Genomic DNA, 19,292 nt, shown 5'->3' on the forward strand with positions numbered 1-19,292 from the left:
AACGCGCCTATTCGTGACGCTTCGATGCGCCCTTTACCGCGAGCAGGCCCTAGCGACAATGACCCCGTTCCTCTGGCAGCCTGATCACATTGCCTCCATTTGTCCGCGCACACTGTCGGTCGCGCCGGCTTTTGGGCGTGCGGTAGTGCCAGATATTCTGCCTGGACATGATGTGTGGGATCATTGGCCGGTGCTGACCCCGACGGGCGCGATCGCCAGCATCGCGGGTGGCCAGCTGGTCATCGCGCTGACCGCAGCGCGGTCCGATGATCCCGAAGATCGCCACGCCGTCGCGCGGTTACGACTGTTCCACCGAACGGACGCAGGCTGGCGCGATCTGGGCCCGCTCTTCCCGGCGGACGACGCGCCGGGGAGCCGTCAATGGTCTGGCTCCGCCGTTCTGGCCGATAGCGGCGATTCACTGCGGCAATTCTTTACCGCCGTCGGGGAACGGCATGAAGGGTCGATCAGCATGTCACAGCGCTTGTTCGAAGCGACGGCTGCGCTGTGCATCATGGATGGGTTGCCGCAGATCGGCCCCTGGCACACCGTAACGGAATGCGTCCGCCCCGATGGCGTCGAGTATGAAACTGAGATGGCCGGGGGGGGCGGGATCGGCACGATCAAGGCGTTTCGCGATCCGTTTTTCTTTCGGCATACCGACGGCCAGGATTGGCTGCTGTTCACTGCTTCTGCTGCCGGCGCGCAATCATCCTGGAACGGGGTGGTTGGGGCGGCGCGCTGGATCGGCGACGGCTGGGCGCTGCAACCGCCGATCATATCAGCGCTAGGGCTCAACAACGAACTCGAACGCCCGCATACGATCATCAATCGCGGCGCGGTCTATTTATTCTGGTCAACCCAGGCCAAGGTTTTTGCCCCCGCCGGGCCGCGTGGCCCGACGGGGCTTTATGGCGTGGTGGCGGATCACTGGGGTGGCGCCTGGCGGCCGATCAACGGCACCGGGCTGGTATTTGCCAATCCGGCGTCTGCCCCGGCCCAGGCCTATAGCTTTCAGGTCCTGCCGGATCTTTCGGTCTGGAGTTTCGCTGATCTGCCGGAAACGGGCGACACGCCGCCTGATGCTCTCGCGCGCCGCGCGGCCTTTGTCGGCGGACCGGCCCCCGTGCTCCAGCTCGCGCTGGAAGGCGATGTTGCCACGCTGGTGCCGCAATGATTGATTGCACCGATCTGGTTGCGATCCTCATTGGTAAGTCTATCCTAGGCACTCATGGGGGATTTTGACGACTGCATTGGTAACGATGGACCAGCGCCAGTGGCGCGGGTGCGCAACCTGGTGGATCTCGCCCGGCTGGCTGGCGTGTCGCCGGGCACCGTGTCGCGCGCGCTGGCCGGCAACCCGCTGGTCAACGTGCAGACTCGCGAAAAGATTGAGGCCATTGCCCGCGCGCATGATTTCCGCCCCAACCAGATGGCCAGCCGGTTACGGACCAAGCGGACCGGGCTGATCGGTGTCGTCATCCCGCTGGGGCATGAGCGGCGTCAACATGTGTCAGATCCGTTCTTCATGACAATGCTTGGCCAATTGGCTGATCTCATTACCGAAAATGGGTATGACATCCTGCTGTCGCGCGTCATCCCTGAATCGCCTGATTGGTTGGCGCGGATTGTCGATTCAGGGATGCTCGATGGGGTGTTGTTGATTGGTCAGTCGGACCAGTTCGACATTATCGAACAGACAGCGGCGCGCTATCCTCCGCTGGTTGCCTGGGGGCATTACCGCCCCGGCCAAATTCATTGCGTTGTTGGCATGGATAACGTCGCCGGTGGGCAACGGGCGGCAACGCATCTGATCGCGCGCGGCGCCCGGCGACTCGCCTTTTTGGGAGACGTCCGTGCGCCAGAAATTGCCGCGCGCCATGCCGGCTTTGCTGCGACAGCGGCAACCGCCGGGCTGACGGTAGAGCTGCTGCCGACGCATTTGGCCGCTGACGAAATGGAAGCTGACATCACCCATCATGCCGGATTGATTGACGGGCAATATGACGGTGTTTTTGCGGCATCGGACATGATCGCGATGCGGACATTGCGAGCGCTTGCTGATCGCGCCATTGCGGTCCCCGCGCGCGTCGCGATCATCGGTTTCGACGATCTGCCGCTTGCCAGCCAGACCGTGCCACGGCTGACAACGGTACGGCAGGATATCGCGCCAGGGGCCGCGACCATGGTCCAAACCCTGTTCAAACGGATGGCTGGCGCAGAGACCCCGTCGACCATCATGCAACCTACACTGATCGTTCGCGATTCCGCCTGAATCGAGCGAGTAGACGCCACCGAAACAAACGATTGCAAGATTGATGCAATCGATTTAATACGCTCCCAACTCCCATCGCCAGTTCAAGGCGGGCCGACAAAAAAAGAAAACATATTGGGAGGGATTATGAACTCGCGGATCACCATTCGGGCCGTTCTTCTTGCTGGCTCAGCATGCCTCGCCATACCGGCCTTTGCGCAAAGCGCCGATCCTGCCGACCCGGCGACCAACGCCGCCTCCCCGCTGGATGAGGATCAGTCCCCCGATATCGTGGTGACCGGTCAGACGACGCGCAACCGCGCGCTGATCACCGCCTCTGCCGACATCACCTATGCAACCGCCGCCGATATCGAGCGCAAGGCGCCGCGATCAACCGCAGACTTGCTTGAGCTGGTGCCGGGCATCTTTGTCGAGGGCACCGCCGGCGAGTTGTCAAACAACTATTCGGTGCGTGGTCTGCAGGGTGGCGGACAGCGCTTCATTCAGCTCGAAGAAGATGGACTGCCGATCATCTATGGTGGCGGCGGCGCCGATTTTTTCTTCTCAAACGATATCACGATCGACCGGCTTGAAGCGGTTAAGGGCGGCTCGTCGGGTGTGCTGACCGTCAACGGCGCGGGCGCCACGATCAATTTCCTGTCGCGCACGCCCAATCATGAAAAGGCAGAGGGGATCGCCCGCTTCACCGCTTATAGTTACGGCCAGCGGCGCGGCGATTTCTATTATTCGCAGCCGATCACTGACAAGCTCGCCTTCAACATTGGCGGCTATATCCAGACCAACCCCGGTGTCCGCAGCAACCCGTTCAGCTATGATGGCTATCGGCTGAAGGCGATGCTGGAATATCAGCTCGACGGTGGCGGCTATATCCGGCTGACCGGCAAGATCGGCGATATCAAGGCGGCGTTTTATGCCACCCAGCCCTATGCCTTTAACAATGGCCGACCAAGCGGCATTCCCGGGCTCGACACGCAGTTCGGCAATGTCGGTGGAACGGCATTCTCCCGAATCTCGGTGCCGGTATCGACCTTTGTCGAGGCCGATGGGTTTCGCGATTTCCGCTATGATCAGGGCGTTCGCGTCAAAACCAAGCAGTTGCGGATCGACGTTGAAAAGCCGGTGTCGGACTCGATCGATCTGTTTGCCCATGCCCGCTATCTGGGGCTGACCGATGATTTCAACGGGCTCTTCGCTGGATCGGGCACCGGCAATGCCGGGCTCGCGAGTGCCGTTACCTATCTGACGCCTGGTGCCGCTTCGCCGATCAGCGGGCTGCTGGCCGCAGGACAGACGGCCTTCCCGACGACGGTGCGGTTCGGTATTCGCAACCTGCGCACGGGTATCGTCACGGGATCAAACAACACCGCGACGCTCAATGCCCTCAACGGCAATGGTTTCCTGCAGCAGACCACGCTCAACCATGATTTCCAGTCGGGCCATGATTTCGGCTCCAACTTCGGTGGGCGCTGGGAATATAAGAGCGATGGCTTCACCAACTCGCTGACGGCCGGTGTGCTTTATTATGATGTCAGCCGCTTCCAGAATCAGTCAGCCACCGCCGCCGTCGTCAACGATGTTCGGAACAACAGCGACATTTACGACATCGTTGCACTGAACGCTGCCAATGGCGTGATCGGCACGCTGACCGACAATGGCCAGATCTCCTATGGCAATTGGGGGGCGGGCATTCGCCAGAGCAAGGACAGCTCTGTCTCGCTCTATGCCAATGACGAATTCGCGATCGGCGACAATATCCATATCGACGCCGGGCTCCGCTGGGAAAGCGACAGCGCCGAATTCCGCGACGGCAACAGCGCGGTGGTCAACCAGCCGGTCCAGCCGGGCCTGATCAATGCGGCCGTGGTGCCAACCGTGGGCTCAACCTTTGACGGCACCTTCCGCATCACCCGCGCCACGCAGCAACGGCTGGCATGGACGGTCGGGGTCAATTATCTCATCACCGACAACCTATCCGTTTATGCCCGCTATGCCGATGCGTTCCAGACCAATGGGGTCAACCCGACCACCGGAATCGAGCTCTATGAAGCCGGGGTGCGCTACAAATATCGTCGCCTGATCAACGCTTCGGTGACCGTGTTCCGCACCAGTTTCCGCGACCAATTCTATAATTTCATCGATCCTTTGAACCCCACGATCCAGACGACATTCCTTGCCGATCTGGGCACGACGGGCGTTGAAGTTGACGCGCAGATCCGGCCGATTAATTGGTTCACGATCGACTTTTTCGGCGTGTTCCAGCAACCAACACTCAACAATCTGCGGCTCAACGGCGTTCCCCAGCCAAGCTTTGACGGCAATCGCCCTGAACGCACGCCATCAACCCTGTTCACGATTACCCCGACGATTACGCTGCCCAACAAGCTTGGCGAATTTTACGGGCGGTATAAATATATCGGCGACATCTTCGCCGATTCAGGCAACGGCATCTCGCTCCCTGCCTATGGCGTCACCAGCTTTGGCGTGAATCTGAACCTGACCGACCGGCTGCAGCTTGGTTTCAATGCCGACAATGTCTTCAACGTCATTGGCCTGACCGAGGGCAATCCGCGCCAGGGCCAAACCCAGAATGCCGCGTCGGGATTCTTCTATGCCCGCGGCATTGTCGGGCCTACCTATGGCGGGTCGGTGACATTGCGGTTCTGAAGGACCGCTGGTCGCGGCTGATGGGAGGAGAGAAGATGGCGCGCGCGCTGAGACTTGCCTCCGCGTTGGTGGCAGGCACGCTATCGATCGGCGCAGCGGCGGACCATGCGCCCGAACGCCGCTATCAGCTAGTCGAGGGGCTAAACCTCAACGCCTTTGTCCGCGATGGCAAGGTGGCGGCGCATCTGCTGCTCCGTTCAGGACGCGATCCGCGCATCCTGGTGGCTTTCCCGGCGGGCAATAGCGGCGTGGGCCTATGGTTCGCGCCGCTTGACCGCCCTGCCCGCTGGACGCTGGAGCGCGCGCCAACCCCGTTCACCAGCGGCGACGGAACGATGCAGGGCATTAAAGCCGTGGCGACGATCAACGCCGCGCGCTTGACGCCGAAACAGGCCGTGCTCTCCAATGTGCGCTATTTGCGGGACTATCAGGCGGTCAGCCGCTTCCCGCCCGAGGTCGGGGCCGACGCCCAGATCGGTTCCGACACCATCCAGTTCCGCCGACCGCGGCTTGACGGTGCGCCGGGATATGATCTGGCGTTGCGCGTGCTTGATGGCCGGATTGAAGCCGGATCGATCATCGCTGGCCGTAACGGGCGCATCCGGCTGGAGATCACCGCGCTCACCGGCGATCCGCCGTTGACGCCGTTGCCGATCAGCCAGTTGCTCAACGCGCGTGCGGCGCCCGATCCCGCCGCCCGCAATGCGCTGGCGTTCCTCAGCTACCGCGAGAAGTTCCTGGCCGGGTCCTGGCGCTTCAACACCTATTTCGGGCGCGATACGCTGATGTCGGTGCGGCTGCTGATGCCAGCGCTTCAGCCTGCCGCCATTGAAGCGGGGCTTGGCTCGGTCTTTGCGCGGCTCTCGCCCGGCGGGGAAGTCGCGCATGAAGAGGGGATCGGCGAATTCGCCGTGCTGCAGAACCGCAAGGCTGGTCGCAGCGGCGATGGTGCCGAACTCGATTATGGCATGATCGACGATGATTATATGCTCGCGCCGGTCGCCGCTGATTATCTGGAGGGACCCGGAAAGGATCGTGGCGCGGCTTTCCTTGCCACCAAAATCGAAAGCGCGGCGCGACCCGGCGAATACAGCAGCATCGGCGCACTGCTGGTGCGCAACCTGCGTTTCGTCATCGGCCAGGCGACGGGATTTGCCACCAATCCATCGATCGCGACGCTGATCGCCATCAAACCGGGCCGCATGTCGGGCGAATGGCGCGACAGCGACGAAGGGCTCGGGCGCGGCATTTATCCCTATGATGTCAACGCCGCCTTGGTCCCCGCCACGCTCGCCGCTGCGGATCGGCTGTACCGATCGGGGCTGCTCAACGCCTATCTGCAACCCGGTGATCGCGCCATTTTTGCCGATGCAGGCGCCATGGCGACGACATGGCAGACCAAAGCGCCGCCGCTGTTCCGCGTGGAAATGACCGCCGTGACGGCGTCCGCCGCGGTCAGGGCCTATGCCACCAGCCTGCATCTGCACGCCGAACCAGCCCTAAACGCGCTTGGCGATGCGCCGCTGCGCTTCCACGCGCTGTCGATTGATGCGGCCGGTCAGCCAGTGCCGATCATCAATTCAGATGAGGGCTTTGCGCTGTTGTTTGGCAATCCCCCGCCCGCCGATCTCGATCGCGATATCGCCGCCGTGATGCGCCCGTTTCCGGTGGGGTTGATGACCGATGCCGGGCTGCTGGTCGCCAATGCCGCCTTTGCCGGTGAAGCGATGCAGGCGCGCTTCACGCCAGGTGCCTATCACGGCGCGGTGATCTGGTCATGGCAACAGGCCTTGCTCGCAGCCGGGCTGGAACGTCAGCTGCGCCGTCAGGATCTGCCCCCACGAATACGCAAGCGCCTGATTGGCGCCCAAGCCGCCTTATGGCGGGTAATCGGCACCACGCGTGGGCTGCAAAGCTCTGAACTCTGGTCATGGCAGTATCGCGCCGGACGCTATCAGCCTGTCGCCTTTGGTACGGGCAAAGCGGATGTCGATGAATCAAACGCTGCGCAATTATGGAGCACCGTCTATCTGGCAGTCCGCCCGCCCAGGCGGCGCTAACGCCCGGCAAAGAAGCCAGTAACGGTCAAACGGCCGGTTGCCGGGTCGGCCGACAGCGCCCGACCAGCGGCAATATTACCGCAGTGGAGCAAGCGGCCGCGATAGACCAGCGCCCGATTGGGGCGGCCGGGAAACTGCGCAATGCGTTCGAACAGGGCAGTATCGCCGTTCAGATAGCCCGGTGGCGGCCTACCGTGGCGGCCCAGATCAGCGTTCAGCGCGGCAAAATAGGCGGTGCTGCGATCGGCATCGATGGTTTCGAATCCGGTCGAACGGTGGCGATAAAACGCGGTGCCGTCCTCTATTGCCGACCCAAGGAAATGAACCAGCGCCAGCCGACCCGGCTCCAGCGCGTCAACATGCGGCAACCGTTGTTCCAGTGTCAGCTGGTCGGGCGGCGTGGTCACGATCGCGAACCGGATATCCAGGATCGATACCGCTTCAGTCACGCCAAAAACATCCCGAAAAACCTTGCCCAATATCGGTCGCAGGATCGCCAGATAGCCGGGCGGTACGGCAGCGCTGATGCCGGGATAATGCATGCCCGCCGCATCAAAATCGGCGATCATCGCTGCCGCATGCAAACCGGCTGGATCAGGCACAAGATCGTCAATGACGATGACTGGTTCCTGTTCGTGGCCAATATAGTGCAGCGTGACGTTCGGGAGGATCACGGCACGGCGGCGACCGCTGCGCGTGGCGCGGCCTGGCCGATCAGTGTCGCAATCGCATCGTCATGCCGCGGCAATGTCGGCGCAGCCCGCGCAATCAGGGCAGCGATCTGGTCAAGCTGGCGGCGATTGGTCACCCCATCAAGCGTGTCAGCAATTGGGCTATGGTCCATGGCGACAATGCCCTGGCCATTCAGCACCGCCAGCCAGCTTGCCTCGCGGAACAGCTCATCGCTGGCCAGCATCAGCCGGCCCGTGCGGCGATACTGCTCTTCCTTTTCGATCAGGCTGTCGGGCAGCGTCATGTGGCGGGTGTGCTGCCATAGCGGCGCCTGATGCCCCTGGGTCGCATGATAATGGAGGATCAGAAAATCCTTGATCGCGTCCATGTCACGCCCGAACAATGCATTGAACTGGCGCGCCAGCGCAGGGTCGCAATCGCGATTGGGGAACAGCGCGATCAGCTTGGCGATGCCGCTCTGGATCAGGTGAATGCTGGTCGATTCGAGCGGCTCAAGAAAACCCGATGACAGCCCGATCGCAACAATATTCTTTGTCCAGCTTTCCCGCCTGAACCCGGCCGTGAAGCGGATCAGGCGCGGGTCGGCCAGGGGTTCACCGTCAAGATTGGCGAGCAATGTCGCCGTTGCTTCATCGTCGGAAAGAAAGCCGCTGGCATAGACATAGCCATTGCCCGTGCGATGCTGCAGCGGGATGCGCCACTGCCATCCAGCATCGCGCAGCGTCGACCGGGTATAGGGCGTAGTTTCGGCGACGCGCGCGCACGGCACGGCGATGGCACGATCACAGGGCAGCCAGTGCGACCAATCCTCAAACGAGGCCCCCAGCTCGTCACCAATCAGCAGCGCCCGAAAGCCCGAGCAATCGACAAACAAATCGCCCGCCAGCCGATCGCCGCGATCACTGGTCAGCGCGGTAACGAACCCGGTTTCGGGATCACGCTCAACCGACACCAGCCTGCCCTCATGCCGGGTCACCCCCTGCGCTTCGGCAAGTGTGCGCAGATAGGCAGCATAAAGCGAGGCATCGAAATGATAGGCATAGCCAAGCGTCGACAGGATCGAGCGGGGATCATCAACCGGCCTGGCAAAGCGGTTTGATCCGGCCAGCGCGGTGGCCAGCGAATAATCGGCCAGCGGCGTGGTCGCGCCGTCGCGCCCGGCTTTCAACCAGCATTGGTGGAACGGCACCGGGCCAAGATCGACGCCATAGCGGCCAAAGGGGTGGAAATAGCGGTGGCCAGGCCGCGCCCAGTCGACAAATTCAATGCCCAGCTTGAAGCTGGCCTTGGTCGCGCGGACGAAGTCGGCTTCGTCCAAGCCAATCAATTCATTGAACCAGTGGATCGTCGGGATCGTCGCTTCGCCCACCCCGATCGTGCCGATCGCATCGGATTCGAGCAGATCGATCTGAACCGTCCGGCCAAGGGCTTTGGCCAGGGCGGCAGCGGTCATCCACCCCGCCGTGCCGCCCCCCAGGATCACTAGCCGTTCGATCCGCGCCATTGCTTGCCCCTCCGGAAGCCTGATTGGCGCGACAATGCAATCCTTTGCAGGTCAAGGCAACCATTGCCCCGGAGACTGAGCGGGTGCGGTCACCCGCCCAGCGTGGCGATCGCGCGGCCGATGGCGGGGCGGGCTTCCATTGCGGCAAACCAGCGTTCGACATTTGGGGCTTCGCTGAAATCCACAGCGGCAAAGGCGCGCCGCCAGATCCAGCCAAACGTCGCGACATCAGCAATCGAATAGTCATTGCCCGCCAGCCACTTCGCCTCGGCGAGCCGACCGTCGAGGACGCGCATGTTGCGCTTGGCTTCAGTGTGGAAGCGGTCAATCGCGGCAGGGACGGGTTCGGGCGCGAGCTTCAGGAAATAGCCCGACTGGCCGAACATCGGCCCCAGCCCGGCGGCTTGAAACATTAGCCATTCATAGCAGCGTATGCGGGCGATGGGATCGGTCGGGATGAAGCGCCCGAACTTTTCCGCGAGATACAGCAGGATCGCCGCCGATTCGACGACGGTAATGGCCACGCCGCCGGGGCCGTCCTGATCGACGATCAGCGGCACCTTGGCATTGGGGTTGCGCGCCAGAAATTCGGGCGTCTTCTGTTCGCCCGCGCGGATGTTGACGGCGTGATATGTGTAGTCCGCCCCCAGCTCTTCGAGCAGGATCGGTACCTTGATGCTGTTGGGCGTGGCGAAAGCGTAAAGATCGATCATCATGGGTCTCCTGGTTTGAGGGTAGTTTGGGATTGGTTCAGGCGGTTTTGCGGACGCCCTTGGCGCGGGCATATTGCGGGGGATAGGCGATGGTCGCGCCGAGCGTGTCAGCAGCGCGCCAGGCCCAGCGCGGATCGGCGAGGAAGGCGGTGGCCAGCGCGACGAGATCGGCCTTGCCCTCAGCGATGATCGCCTCTGCCTGATGCGGATCGCTGATTCCGCCCACGGCGCGGGTGGCGATTCCGGCTTCGCGGCGAACGCGCTCTGCCAGATGCACCTGATAGCCGGGACCGAACGGAATGCCGACAGGCGGCACGACGAAGCCGCCAGTCGCGCAGACATAATCATAACCGAGCGCCTTCAGTTGCTGCGCGACGACCACGGCATCGCCGGTATCGACGCCGCCATCGGCCCAGTCAGTCGTGGTGAGCCGCACGCCCAGCGCGATCGACGATGGCACCACCGCGCGAACTCGCTCGGCAATCGTCAGCAGCAGGCGCGCACGGTTTTCAGGCGACCCGCCCCATTGGTCAGGACGGTGATTGGCCAGCGGCGACAGGAACTGGTGGAGCAAATAGCCGTGCCCGGCATGGAGCTCGATCACGTCAAAGCCGATCCACACCGCACGAACGGCGGCCTGGACGAATGCCGCGATGGTGCGCTCAATCCCCGCCTCGTCCAATGCCTCTGGCGTCTTCCAGTCAGGCTTGAAGGGAATCGCCGACGGCGCGACCGTTACCCACGGGTCTTTATCGTCAGGGAGCGCATTGCCGCCCTCCCAGGGCCGGGTAACCGCGCCCTTGCGGCCCGAATGCGCCAGCTGGATGCCGAACTTTGTGCCGACAGGCGCATAGCGGCGTGCGACGGTCAGCGCCTGTGATAGCGCCGCCTCATTCGCGTCCGAATAGAGCCCAAGGCAGCCATGCGTGATCCGTCCACGCCGCTCGACATGCGTTGCCTCGGTCATCACCAGCCCAGCGCCGCTCATGCCATAATTGGGCAGATGCTGCAGATGCCAGTCGCTCGCCGAGCCATCATTGGCGGAATATTGGCACATCGGCGACACGACGATGCGGTTGATGAGAGGAACGGGACCAAGGGTGAAGGGAGAAAAAAGCGCAGACATTATCGGCTCCAGTTCAAAGGGCGCTGTGACCGCTGACGGCGGCTTCTAGGGCTGGTTTCATGTCGAGGAATCGCTGGTCGATCGCGGCGGGATCAGTGCGGTTGAGATCAAGCGTTGCCTTGCGCGCGTCGCCACCGCGCACGACCTCAAACGCGTCCGCCTCAATGCCCGCGATGATCGATCCGACGACATCGGCGACGGGCTGAAGCGCGAAGCCCATCCCGGCATCGGCCTTGTTGGTCGCCATCATTGGCGTGTCGGTCGCCCCTGGGAACACGGTGATGACGTGAACACCCTCCCCCTTCAGCTCGCGACGCAACGCCTCACCAAAGCGGGCCAGGCCGCCCTTGGCGGCGGCATAGCCGGTGTAAAACGGCACCCCCATCTGGGCGATGCCCGACGCGATGTTGACGATCAGACCGTCGCCCGACCGGCGCAGTTCGGGCAAGAACAGCCGGGTGAGCAGCATGGGGCTGAGCAGATCGACGTCGATCATCGCGCGCAGCTCGTCTTCGGTGATGTCTTCCAGCCGCCCGGCGCGCACGCCGCCAGCATTGTTGACCAGGATATCGACGCCGCCGAGCAGCGCCACGGCTTGGTCGAGCAGGACGGCCCGCGCCGTGCCATCGGTGATATCGCCGGCGACGCCGAACACTTCGGCACCCGTCGCCTTGAGCCGTTCGACCGCGGCAGCCAGCGGTTCGGGACGGCGACCGGTCAGGACTAGCCGAGCGCCCTTTGCTCCCATTTGCGCGGCAATTTCATAGCCGATGCCGCTCGACCCGCCGGTGATGACCGCGCGCTTGCCAAGCAGGATCACTTGGCACCTGCCTTGGACGCCTTGACCAGCGCCGATGCGCTCGCGCCTTCAAGTTGCAGGCCATAGCCCGTTTCCTTGATGATCCGCTCCTTCAAGGGCTGGATGAAGTGGATGCGGGTGTTTCGGCGGGTGACTTCGGTTTTGGTCAGATACCCTGCCGCCAGCACCCGGGCGCGGGCAACTGCCCCGCCGGTTGGCGTGATTTCGGACACAACGCCCCAGCTTTGCGCGGTCTCCGCCGAAATCGGCTTGGGATCGAGCAGCCAGGCCTGGGCGCGGCCGGGTCCGGCCCAATAGGACCAGGCGGTAAAGATGCCATCGGCGGGCACGATGCCGCCTGCAAAATGCGGCGCATCATTGAAGGTCGCGCCCTTGCCGGCGATGATGACATTGGCGAGCAGGCAATATTCGGAGTGAATCCAGGCCTTGCCCTCAACCGCGCAGATCACCGGCACGCGGATATTGGCGATGTTTTCCAGCACCTGCGTGCCTTCGTCATGCACCTTACTCCAGCCATCGGGGTCGCTGACGTCACCAAAGCTGGGGAAATCGATATCGCCAATCCATTGGCCACCAGCCCCGGTCAGGATGACGACCTTGTTCCCGCGATCACGACCGATCTGGTAAAAGGCGTCGACAAAATCCTCATGGTCCTGGGCAGAGAATTTGATCGGGCCACCACGGGTGTTGAATTCGACCACCAGCACGCCATCGGCACCGCGCGTCATCCGCAGCGAGGGGTGCTTGGTGAAATAGGCCGGGTTTGCCGGTGCGGCGGCGGTTTGCGCGGCAGCGGGCGCTGGCTCTGTGACGGCAACGATAACCGATGCGAGCAGGGAAGCGGCAACAGTGGTGAGAAAACGGGTGCGCGTCATGGGGGTGTTCCTTTCCATTGGGCTTGATGGTTTCAGGCGGTCTTGGCGGGGATGCCCGGCTTGGCGGTCCGCTGGGTGACGAGCAGGCCGAGGGTGACGATCAGCAACCCGGCAATCTGCCAGGCAGCGGGAAATTCTCCGGCAACCGGGATGCCAGCGAGCGTGGCGACGACGGGCACAAGGGCGGGGAAGGCAGCGGCGCGGGGCGCACCGAGCAGTTCAGCGGCGCGGCCAAAAGCAAACACCGCGACCACACCCGACAAGACGCCGTGGACAATGATCAGCAGCACAATGGTTGTCGCTGACTGGGTGAGCAGCGCGCCAATACCATGGCTGGCCAGGTAAAGCGGGACATAGACGGCAGCCGACAAAACCGACACCACGGCCGTGGCCGCGACGGGGGAAATCGCCCATCGCCGCGACAGGACGGCGAACACCGCCCACATCACGCCAGCGCCAGCGAACAGCGCATCACCCAGCAGGGCAATCGGCCCGCCGCTGAGCGCGCTAGGGCCAGCCACCAGTGCAAGCCCGGCCAGAATGATCCCGGCGCCGATAACACGCGGCTTGGTCAGCCGGTCGCCAAGCAACGCCGCGCCCAGCAACATCCCGGCAATCGTGATGCCGGCAGGCTGGACGACGGCACCGTGCGACAGCGGCGCGAATTTGAACCCGGTCGCGCTGACCAGAATGAACAACGGCCCGGCTAACAGCGTCAGCACCGCCGCTTTGCGCCACCCCATCCCTGCCATCGTGGCGGGCGAATGTCGCAGCAGCCAGGGCAGCATGATCAGGCCAGCCGTCAGATAGCGCACAAAGGCGAGATCAACCGGCAGGATACCCGTGCTGACATTGGCGCGGGCAAAGGCCAGGTACACGCCCCAGATGGTGACGGCGGCACCACCCCACAGCACGCCCTGCAGGACGGGCGACGCCATTTGCTTTGGCGCGGCGGGTGAAAGGGCGATGCTGGTCATCTTACGCAGCCTTGCGGCGCGGGGTGTTGGCGCGGATTGCAGCCGCAATCGCGTCGGCGGGGTCGAGGCGACGGCGATAATCAGTGTCGATGAAGGCGAGCACGATCTCGCCATTGGGCGCGATCACATAGGTGGCGGGGATCGGCAGGATCCAGTCACCGCCGTTGATGTCGGGCAACGCATGGCCGAGCCGGGCGTAAAGCGGGCGAAGTTCCTCGTGCAGGTCAAAGGCGACACCGAAATTCCGGGCAATCTTCGACCCTGAGTCGCTCAGCACCGCAAAAGGATAGGGATCGGCGTTCGCAGCCTGTACCGTTTTATCAGATTCTTGCGGCGAGATTGCAATGAGCTGGATCCCGGCATCGCGCATCTCATCGGCAAGCGCCGCGTAGGCACGCAACTCCAGGTTGCAATAGGGGCACCAATCGCCGCGATAAAAGCTGAGGATCACCGCGCCGTCACGCAGCGCGCGGCTCAGGCGAACGCGCGCCCCGTTGGCATCGGGTGCGGCGAAATCGGGCGCATAGTGCCCGGCCTTCAGCGCGCGATTGACGATGCCAGAGGCCGCAAGCGCCGTATCGGCGCGCGTCATGGCGGCGGCGATATCGGCCGGCATATGCACGGCATAATGGACGCGGAGCGCGTCAAGTTCCTGGGTAAGGGCTGCGTGCTGGGACATCGGAACAGTCATTTCGAAAAAGGGGACCGACGCGCGAAAGGGGAGGAACGCGCGCCGGCCGAGGGCGACAGGGTTAGGGCTTATGCGGCAGCGCGCATCGTGCCGGGCTTGGTCCACTCGTTCCCAGCCATGAAGGCGTCATACGGTGTGCCGACCAGGTGGTTGGTATAGTTGCTCTGGATCTTGATCGAGACGCCGAGCACGACTTCGAGCACGTTGCGACGGGTATAGCCCGCGTCGAGGAACGCCTGGACATCAGCATCTGCAACAAAGCCGCGGTCACGAACGACGAGCGTGGTGAAACGGTGCAGCGCTTCGAACTTGGCATCGGCAATTGCGTTGCCGCTGCGCAGTGCCTGGATTACGTCATCGCCCAGCTTCTGCATCTTGGCCATCGTGGTGTGGCCAGCCATGCAATAATGGCAGTCATTTTCATAAATTGCCGTCATGAACACGATCTGCTGCTCGTGCTGGCTGAGCGTGGTCTTCGAAAATTCAGCCCAAAGGGCGCCGTGCGCGGCAAGCAGCTCGGGGCTTTCGGCCATGATGCTCTGCAGGTTGGGGACGAAGCCGAACTGGCTCTTGACGCCAGCGAGCAAAGGCTTGGAAGCTTCTGGGGCGGTATCGGCAGTGTAGCTCTGGAATGCGATGGTCATTGCGGGTCTCCTGATGGTGTCCAGCAACACGCTCGTTGCCGGTGACCAGGAAATGGCTCATGCAGCAATTCTCTTGTATCCCTTGAATTGCTCTATGACTTATACGCATTTGCTATGAGTGACCGTTTTCACGATCTTGCGCTTTTCGTCCGCGTGGCGGACACGGGCAGCTTCTCCCGTGCCGGGCGCGAGCTGGGCTATGCGCAACCCACCGTGTCACGGATGATCGGCGGGCTCGAGGCGCGGCTAGGCGTCAAGCTGTTCATGCGAACAACGCGCCAAGTCGTGCCGACCGAGGCCGGTGCGCTGCTGCTTGAACGGGCGCGCAGCATGCTCAGCGATGTCGAGGAGATGGAAAACGCTGTGCGCGGCACGGAGGGGCTGACCGGCGTCCTCAAGGTCGCGACCCCGGTGACCTTTGGCGCGCGCAAAATCGCCCCCCGGCTTGGCCCGTTTCTTGAGGCGCATCCGGCGTTGCGGGTCGAGCTGTTAATGGCCGACCGCCGCGTCGATCTGCTCGACGAAGGGGTCGATCTCGCCATCCGCCTTGGCGCATTAGCGGATTCGAGCTTTATCAGCCGCCGCATCGCCTCCGCGCCGCGCTATATCGTGGCCAGCCCAGCCTATCTCACCGCGCGATCCGCGCCAAAGTCGATTGCCGATCTCCAGGCGCATGACATCATCAGCGGGCGGTCGCCCGGCATCGATATCTGGACGTTGCGCGACGCGGCAGGTGGCGAAACCTCCGTGAAGCTTGAAGCGCGACTGGTCGCCACGTCTACCGAAGGCGTACTGGCTGCCGCTGTGGCCGGCTTTGGATTGGCGATGACGTCGGCCTTTGCCTGCCGCATGGAAGTGGCGCGCGGCGAGCTGGTGCAGGTTTTGCCCGATTTTACCCTGCCGACCATCGACGTCCACGCCATCTCGCCGCTTGGCCGCAAGCCGCCGGCCAAGGTGCGCCTGTTCATCGACCATCTCGTGATGGCGATGGGGGCAGCCGACGATCCTGCTTTGGGCGGGTCATGATCGGCCAGCATCGATTGCCGGCCGCCAAAGCGGGCCGACCGCGATCAGCAACACGATGACATTGAACAAGGCGTTCGACGCATTGCCCGACGCGATTGATCCGGCGCTATCCAGGCAGAACCAGGCCAGGGTGCCGGTCAGGACTGAGCGGCGCACCGGCTCTGGTGCCAGGTCATGGACCCAGGACGAAAGGCACCAGATCAACACCCCCCAGCCCATCAAGAAGCCGCCGGTGAGGGCAGATAAGAAGCGCGTATCGGGCGAATCCCAGCGCGTCCCGCCATCAATCGGCCAGCTGAGGATATCCAGCGTCAACCGCGCGGGCTCCAGCGTTGCCGCCATCGTGCCGAGGAAGAATATCGGTCCGAACGATCCAACGACGATCGCCGTAATCTTCAGCCAGAATTTGTGAAACGCCTGGGATCGCACGGCCTGCTCCCCTAGCCGGTTGGCCATTGCGACATGATCGTGGCCGCATCGAAATAGTCGCGCCAATAGCTAATCAGGCCGTCATGCACCTCGAACACACCAGTGACCGGCAGTTCGACCCATTTGTCGGCCAGACGGTGGCGATCGAGCCGTTCGAGAATGACGATCGGGCCAGTCGCCGATTCCCGGAGGATGCGGAACTCATTCTCTAGCGTCGGCGCGAAAAAGGGTTCCAGCACGGCCCGGATGCCGGCGGGTCCATGCACCGTGCCGATCGGCGGCGGGTTCGTGTAAATGCAATTGGCGGCAACACAGGTGAGCGCGGTATCATAATCGAGCGGTTCCATCGCCTTCAGGAACTGCTTGACGATGTCGGTCGGCGAAGGCGCTGCTATGGTCATGGTCGTCTCCTTCAGGCGTTCGATGTTGCTTGTCGGGGCAGCGCGGGCGTTCGGCAATTACCTCGCAGGTTATCCGTGCGGCCTGGGCGAGCGATTACTGGCTTGTCGCTGCCTGCCGGAAAAGCGCCTCGGTTGCCGGATCGGCCGGAAACATGGTTTCAATCCGCAGTTCATCCGCAGTGACATCCTGGGCCGTGCCAAAGGTCGCAATCACGGTGAACATCGATAGGCGGAGATCGCCAACCGCCAGGTTGATCGGCAAAACGGGCAGCAGCGCCGTCTCAGCGGCTGACCACAGGATATCGTCATCCTGTAACGGCCCCAGATCATCCAGCACGGCCTTCATATCGGCGCCACCCAATGTTTCGGCCTCACGCTGTGCCCGTTGCCAGATTAGCGGCCCAACCGACGCCCAGTTGGTGACGAAGCGCCGGATGCCGTTCGGGTGAAAGAACAGCCGCATCAGATTATGCGCCTCGCCGCCAACCCGCGCCCAAATATCCTCACCCAGCATACCCCCAAGCAGGTCAAAGGGCGCATTCGACATGCGGACATTCCAGGCGCGGTCGATAGCCGCCGCTGGGAAGGGTTCATGCGCCGTCAACATCATCCGGATCGCACTCATCACCTGCCCCATCTGCGGATCATCGAGCGCCCGAGTGCGAAACAGCGGCGCAAAGCCGGCCGCCGTCAGCCAGGTGTTGCGATCTCGCAGCGGCACCTGCAGCGTCTCACTGAGCTGCAGAATCATCGTCCGGCTGGGATTGGCGCGCCCTGATTCCAGAAAGCTGACATGGCGCTGCGAGACCCCCGCCGTCAGCGCCAGATCGAGCTGTGACAGCCGACATTTCTGTCGCCATTCACGCAGCAGCCGCGGGAAGCCGATATCGGCGCGGGTATCCGTCACTATCGTCGTCATGGCGCAGCCTCCCCAGCTTAACCCATATCGTTCCATGCCTTGTGGCATGGATCAACGACCTTGGAGGTAATTGACGGCAGCACGGGGTCGCAATGACCAGGCCTTGTGCTTGATCGATCCAGAACAGGTCCTCACTTCACAGAATTGAGCCATGGTGGCCATCCAAGCGACCATTACGTACCAATAAATCCGCCTCGGATACAAAAGCATTTGCTGTCATAAAATATGTGGATATCGTCTGAACAAACGAATCATTAAAATAAAATTTAATCGCCAATCAGTTGCAGGGTACTTAATTTTGGATCGTCTGATTTTATATGGGTTGATACCAACCTGCGCAGTGTCTGACTCACGTAAGGGATTCCAAAACTGACGAAAGTCTGAATCTATGGCGTCGTGCATTGGAGGGCGTGACCATGGGATCAGCGATCAGCTTGCGGGATGATTTTGACGGGGCTGCCTTGCGGCGATTGGCGCGTGGGTCGAAGAGCGCGAACCAGACCCGTCGGCTTTTGGCGTTGGCCGAGATTTACGACGGCGGCAGCCGGACTGTGGCGGCGCGGATTGGCGGTTTGGGGCTGCAGATTGTGCGTGACTGGGTGGTCCGGTTCAACGCCCAAGGCCCTGCTGGTCTGCTTGACGGCAAGGCGCCGGGGAACCGGTCGCGGCTCAATGACGCTCAGCGACGGGCACTTGTGGAGGCGGTCGAGCGCGGCCCGATCCCGGCGATCCATGGCGTTGTCCGCTGGCGGTTGATCGACCTGGTCCAATGGCTTCACGACGAGTTTGCGGTGTCGCTCGATGAAACGACCGTGGGACGCGAGTTGAAGAAGCTGGGCTACGTCAAGCTGACGGCGCGGCCTCGGCATCATGCCCAGAACGAACTTGCCATGGACGCCTTCAAAAAGGGGGCTTTGCCGCCGAGCTGGCAAAGGTCAGAGCCGCCCTCCCGAGGGGCACGCCCGTAGAGATATGGTTCCAGGATGAGGCGCGGATCGGGCAAAAGAACAAGATCACGCGGCGCTGGGCCAGGCGCGGGACACGACCATCGGCACCAAAGGATCAGCGGACGAAATCGGCCTATATCTTTGGCGCGATCTGCCCGGAACAGGGCAAGGGTGCCGGGCTGATCCTGCCGTTTTGCAACACCGAAACAATGGCGCTTCACCTGATCGAGATATCGCTCACCGTCGCCCCCGGCGCGCACGCGGTCGTGCTCATGGATCAGGCTGGTTGGCACACCACCGGCAAGCTCATCGTGCCCGACAACATCAGCATTATCGCGCTGCCAGCCAAATGCCCCGAGCTGAACCCGGACGAGAACATCTGGCAGTTCATGCGCGATAACTGGCTATCGAACCGCGTCTTCACATCCCACGACGACATCATCGACCATTGCTGCGAGGCGTGGAACAAACTCATCGATCAACCATGGCGCATCATGACCATCGGACGACGCAAATAGGCACGTCTGT

Annotated in this window: 18 protein-coding genes; 6 read left to right on the top strand and 12 right to left on the bottom strand. The window is 62.5% G+C overall.

The genetic code is table 11. The features are described 5' to 3' along the window. Positions 1–145: 145 nt before the first annotated feature. The 4 genes from B7Y43_RS06860 (at position 146) to B7Y43_RS06875 (ending at position 6,999) form a co-directional block, all read left to right on the top strand. Positions 146–1,177: a glycoside hydrolase family 68 protein gene (locus tag B7Y43_RS06860; protein ID WP_374130887.1), complete on the top strand. Its 1,032-nt coding sequence runs from the start codon at positions 146–148 to the stop codon at positions 1,175–1,177. A gap of 54 nt (positions 1,178–1,231) precedes the next feature. Next, positions 1,232–2,275, top strand: coding sequence for a LacI family DNA-binding transcriptional regulator (locus B7Y43_RS06865; RefSeq protein WP_374130888.1), 1,044 nt, complete (start codon positions 1,232–1,234; stop codon positions 2,273–2,275). A 126-nt stretch (positions 2,276–2,401) separates the two neighbouring features. Further along, complete coding sequence (locus B7Y43_RS06870) at positions 2,402–4,939, top strand: TonB-dependent receptor domain-containing protein (RefSeq protein WP_374130889.1); 2,538 nt, start codon at positions 2,402–2,404, stop codon at positions 4,937–4,939. Between the two features lie 35 nt (positions 4,940–4,974). Continuing rightward, complete coding sequence (locus B7Y43_RS06875) at positions 4,975–6,999, top strand: hypothetical protein (RefSeq protein WP_374130890.1); 2,025 nt, start codon at positions 4,975–4,977, stop codon at positions 6,997–6,999. Here the strand turns inward: B7Y43_RS06875 and B7Y43_RS06880 are convergent. The 9 genes from B7Y43_RS06880 to B7Y43_RS06920 form a co-directional block, all read right to left on the bottom strand. Next, positions 6,996–7,673 carry a DUF6445 family protein gene (locus tag B7Y43_RS06880; protein WP_374130891.1) on the bottom strand — a complete coding sequence of 226 codons (678 nt, stop codon included), beginning with the start codon at positions 7,671–7,673 and terminating at the stop codon, positions 6,996–6,998. The two genes, B7Y43_RS06875 and B7Y43_RS06880, sit on opposite strands and share 4 nt — an antisense overlap. Next, positions 7,670–9,196: a tryptophan halogenase family protein gene (locus tag B7Y43_RS06885; protein WP_374130892.1), complete on the bottom strand. Its 1,527-nt coding sequence runs from the start codon at positions 9,194–9,196 to the stop codon at positions 7,670–7,672. Before B7Y43_RS06885 ends, B7Y43_RS06880 begins: the two co-directional genes overlap by 4 nt. Before the next feature lie 89 nt (positions 9,197–9,285). After that, complete coding sequence (locus B7Y43_RS06890) at positions 9,286–9,912, bottom strand: glutathione S-transferase family protein (protein WP_374130893.1); 627 nt, start codon at positions 9,910–9,912, stop codon at positions 9,286–9,288. Between the two features lie 34 nt (positions 9,913–9,946). Then, positions 9,947–11,035 (bottom strand): NADH:flavin oxidoreductase/NADH oxidase, encoded by a 1,089-nt coding sequence (locus B7Y43_RS06895; protein ID WP_374130894.1) that lies wholly within the window; start codon positions 11,033–11,035, stop codon positions 9,947–9,949. Between the two features lie 13 nt (positions 11,036–11,048). After that, positions 11,049–11,855, bottom strand: coding sequence for an SDR family oxidoreductase (locus B7Y43_RS06900; RefSeq protein WP_374130895.1), 807 nt, complete (start codon positions 11,853–11,855; stop codon positions 11,049–11,051). Beyond that, positions 11,852–12,730 (bottom strand): enoyl-CoA hydratase/isomerase family protein, encoded by an 879-nt coding sequence (locus tag B7Y43_RS06905; RefSeq protein WP_374130896.1) that lies wholly within the window; start codon positions 12,728–12,730, stop codon positions 11,852–11,854. Before B7Y43_RS06905 ends, B7Y43_RS06900 begins: the two co-directional genes overlap by 4 nt. Before the next feature lie 32 nt (positions 12,731–12,762). Next, entirely contained in the window at positions 12,763–13,707 is a 945-nt protein-coding gene (locus B7Y43_RS06910; protein WP_374130897.1) for a DMT family transporter, read from the bottom strand. Between the two features lies 1 nt (position 13,708). After that, a complete protein-coding gene (locus B7Y43_RS06915) occupies positions 13,709–14,386 on the bottom strand; it encodes a peroxiredoxin-like family protein (RefSeq protein ID WP_374130898.1) in 678 nt (225 codons plus the stop codon). An 80-nt stretch (positions 14,387–14,466) separates the two neighbouring features. Continuing rightward, a complete protein-coding gene (locus B7Y43_RS06920; protein ID WP_374130899.1) occupies positions 14,467–15,042 on the bottom strand; it encodes a carboxymuconolactone decarboxylase family protein in 576 nt (191 codons plus the stop codon). A 114-nt stretch (positions 15,043–15,156) separates the two neighbouring features. On the opposite strand from B7Y43_RS06920, the gene B7Y43_RS06925 reads away from it, so the two are divergent. Next, positions 15,157–16,068, top strand: a complete 912-nt coding sequence (locus B7Y43_RS06925; protein WP_374130900.1) for a LysR family transcriptional regulator — start codon at positions 15,157–15,159, stop codon at positions 16,066–16,068. Here the strand turns inward: B7Y43_RS06925 and B7Y43_RS06930 are convergent. The 3 genes from B7Y43_RS06930 to B7Y43_RS06940 form a co-directional block, all read right to left on the bottom strand. After that, entirely contained in the window at positions 16,063–16,497 is a 435-nt protein-coding gene (locus B7Y43_RS06930; RefSeq protein ID WP_374130901.1) for a hypothetical protein, read from the bottom strand. The genes B7Y43_RS06925 and B7Y43_RS06930 overlap by 6 nt on opposite strands. Positions 16,498–16,508: 11 nt before the next feature. Further along, positions 16,509–16,898: a limonene-1,2-epoxide hydrolase family protein gene (locus B7Y43_RS06935; RefSeq protein ID WP_374130902.1), complete on the bottom strand. Its 390-nt coding sequence runs from the start codon at positions 16,896–16,898 to the stop codon at positions 16,509–16,511. 94 nt (positions 16,899–16,992) lie between these two features. Next, positions 16,993–17,817, bottom strand: coding sequence for a helix-turn-helix domain-containing protein (locus B7Y43_RS06940; protein ID WP_374130903.1), 825 nt, complete (start codon positions 17,815–17,817; stop codon positions 16,993–16,995). A 416-nt stretch (positions 17,818–18,233) separates the two neighbouring features. On the opposite strand from B7Y43_RS06940, the gene B7Y43_RS06945 reads away from it, so the two are divergent. Continuing rightward, positions 18,234–19,282, top strand: a protein-coding gene (locus tag B7Y43_RS06945; RefSeq protein ID WP_374131088.1) for an IS630 family transposase whose coding sequence is annotated in 2 segments (ribosomal slippage) — positions 18,234–18,725 and positions 18,728–19,282 — 1,047 coding nt in all. Because the reading frame shifts where the segments join, the coding sequence is not laid out codon by codon here. The last annotated feature ends 10 nt before the right edge of the window (positions 19,283–19,292 follow it).

The organism is Sphingomonas sp. 28-62-20 (genome assembly GCF_002281505.1).

Excerpts from the sequence above, each read along its gene's own strand:
- B7Y43_RS06870 (WP_374130889.1), top strand. The coding sequence starts at position 2,402 with ATGAACTCGCGGATCACCATTCGGGCCGTTCTTCTTGCTGGCTCAGCA.
- B7Y43_RS06875 (WP_374130890.1), top strand. The coding sequence starts at position 4,975 with ATGGCGCGCGCGCTGAGACTTGCCTCCGCGTTGGTGGCAGGCACGCTA.
- B7Y43_RS06920 (WP_374130899.1), bottom strand. The coding sequence starts at position 15,042 with ATGACCATCGCATTCCAGAGCTACACTGCCGATACCGCCCCAGAAGCT.
- B7Y43_RS06915 (WP_374130898.1), bottom strand. The coding sequence starts at position 14,386 with ATGTCCCAGCACGCAGCCCTTACCCAGGAACTTGACGCGCTCCGCGTC.
- B7Y43_RS06935 (WP_374130902.1), bottom strand. The coding sequence starts at position 16,898 with ATGACCATAGCAGCGCCTTCGCCGACCGACATCGTCAAGCAGTTCCTG.
- B7Y43_RS06890 (WP_374130893.1), bottom strand. The coding sequence starts at position 9,912 with ATGATGATCGATCTTTACGCTTTCGCCACGCCCAACAGCATCAAGGTA.
- B7Y43_RS06925 (WP_374130900.1), top strand. The coding sequence starts at position 15,157 with ATGAGTGACCGTTTTCACGATCTTGCGCTTTTCGTCCGCGTGGCGGAC.
- B7Y43_RS06905 (WP_374130896.1), bottom strand. The coding sequence starts at position 12,730 with ATGACGCGCACCCGTTTTCTCACCACTGTTGCCGCTTCCCTGCTCGCA.
- B7Y43_RS06940 (WP_374130903.1), bottom strand. The coding sequence starts at position 17,817 with ATGACGACGATAGTGACGGATACCCGCGCCGATATCGGCTTCCCGCGG.
- B7Y43_RS06885 (WP_374130892.1), bottom strand. The coding sequence starts at position 9,196 with ATGGCGCGGATCGAACGGCTAGTGATCCTGGGGGGCGGCACGGCGGGG.
- B7Y43_RS06865 (WP_374130888.1), top strand. The coding sequence starts at position 1,232 with ATGGGGGATTTTGACGACTGCATTGGTAACGATGGACCAGCGCCAGTG.
- B7Y43_RS06910 (WP_374130897.1), bottom strand. The coding sequence starts at position 13,707 with ATGACCAGCATCGCCCTTTCACCCGCCGCGCCAAAGCAAATGGCGTCG.
- B7Y43_RS06895 (WP_374130894.1), bottom strand. The coding sequence starts at position 11,035 with ATGTCTGCGCTTTTTTCTCCCTTCACCCTTGGTCCCGTTCCTCTCATC.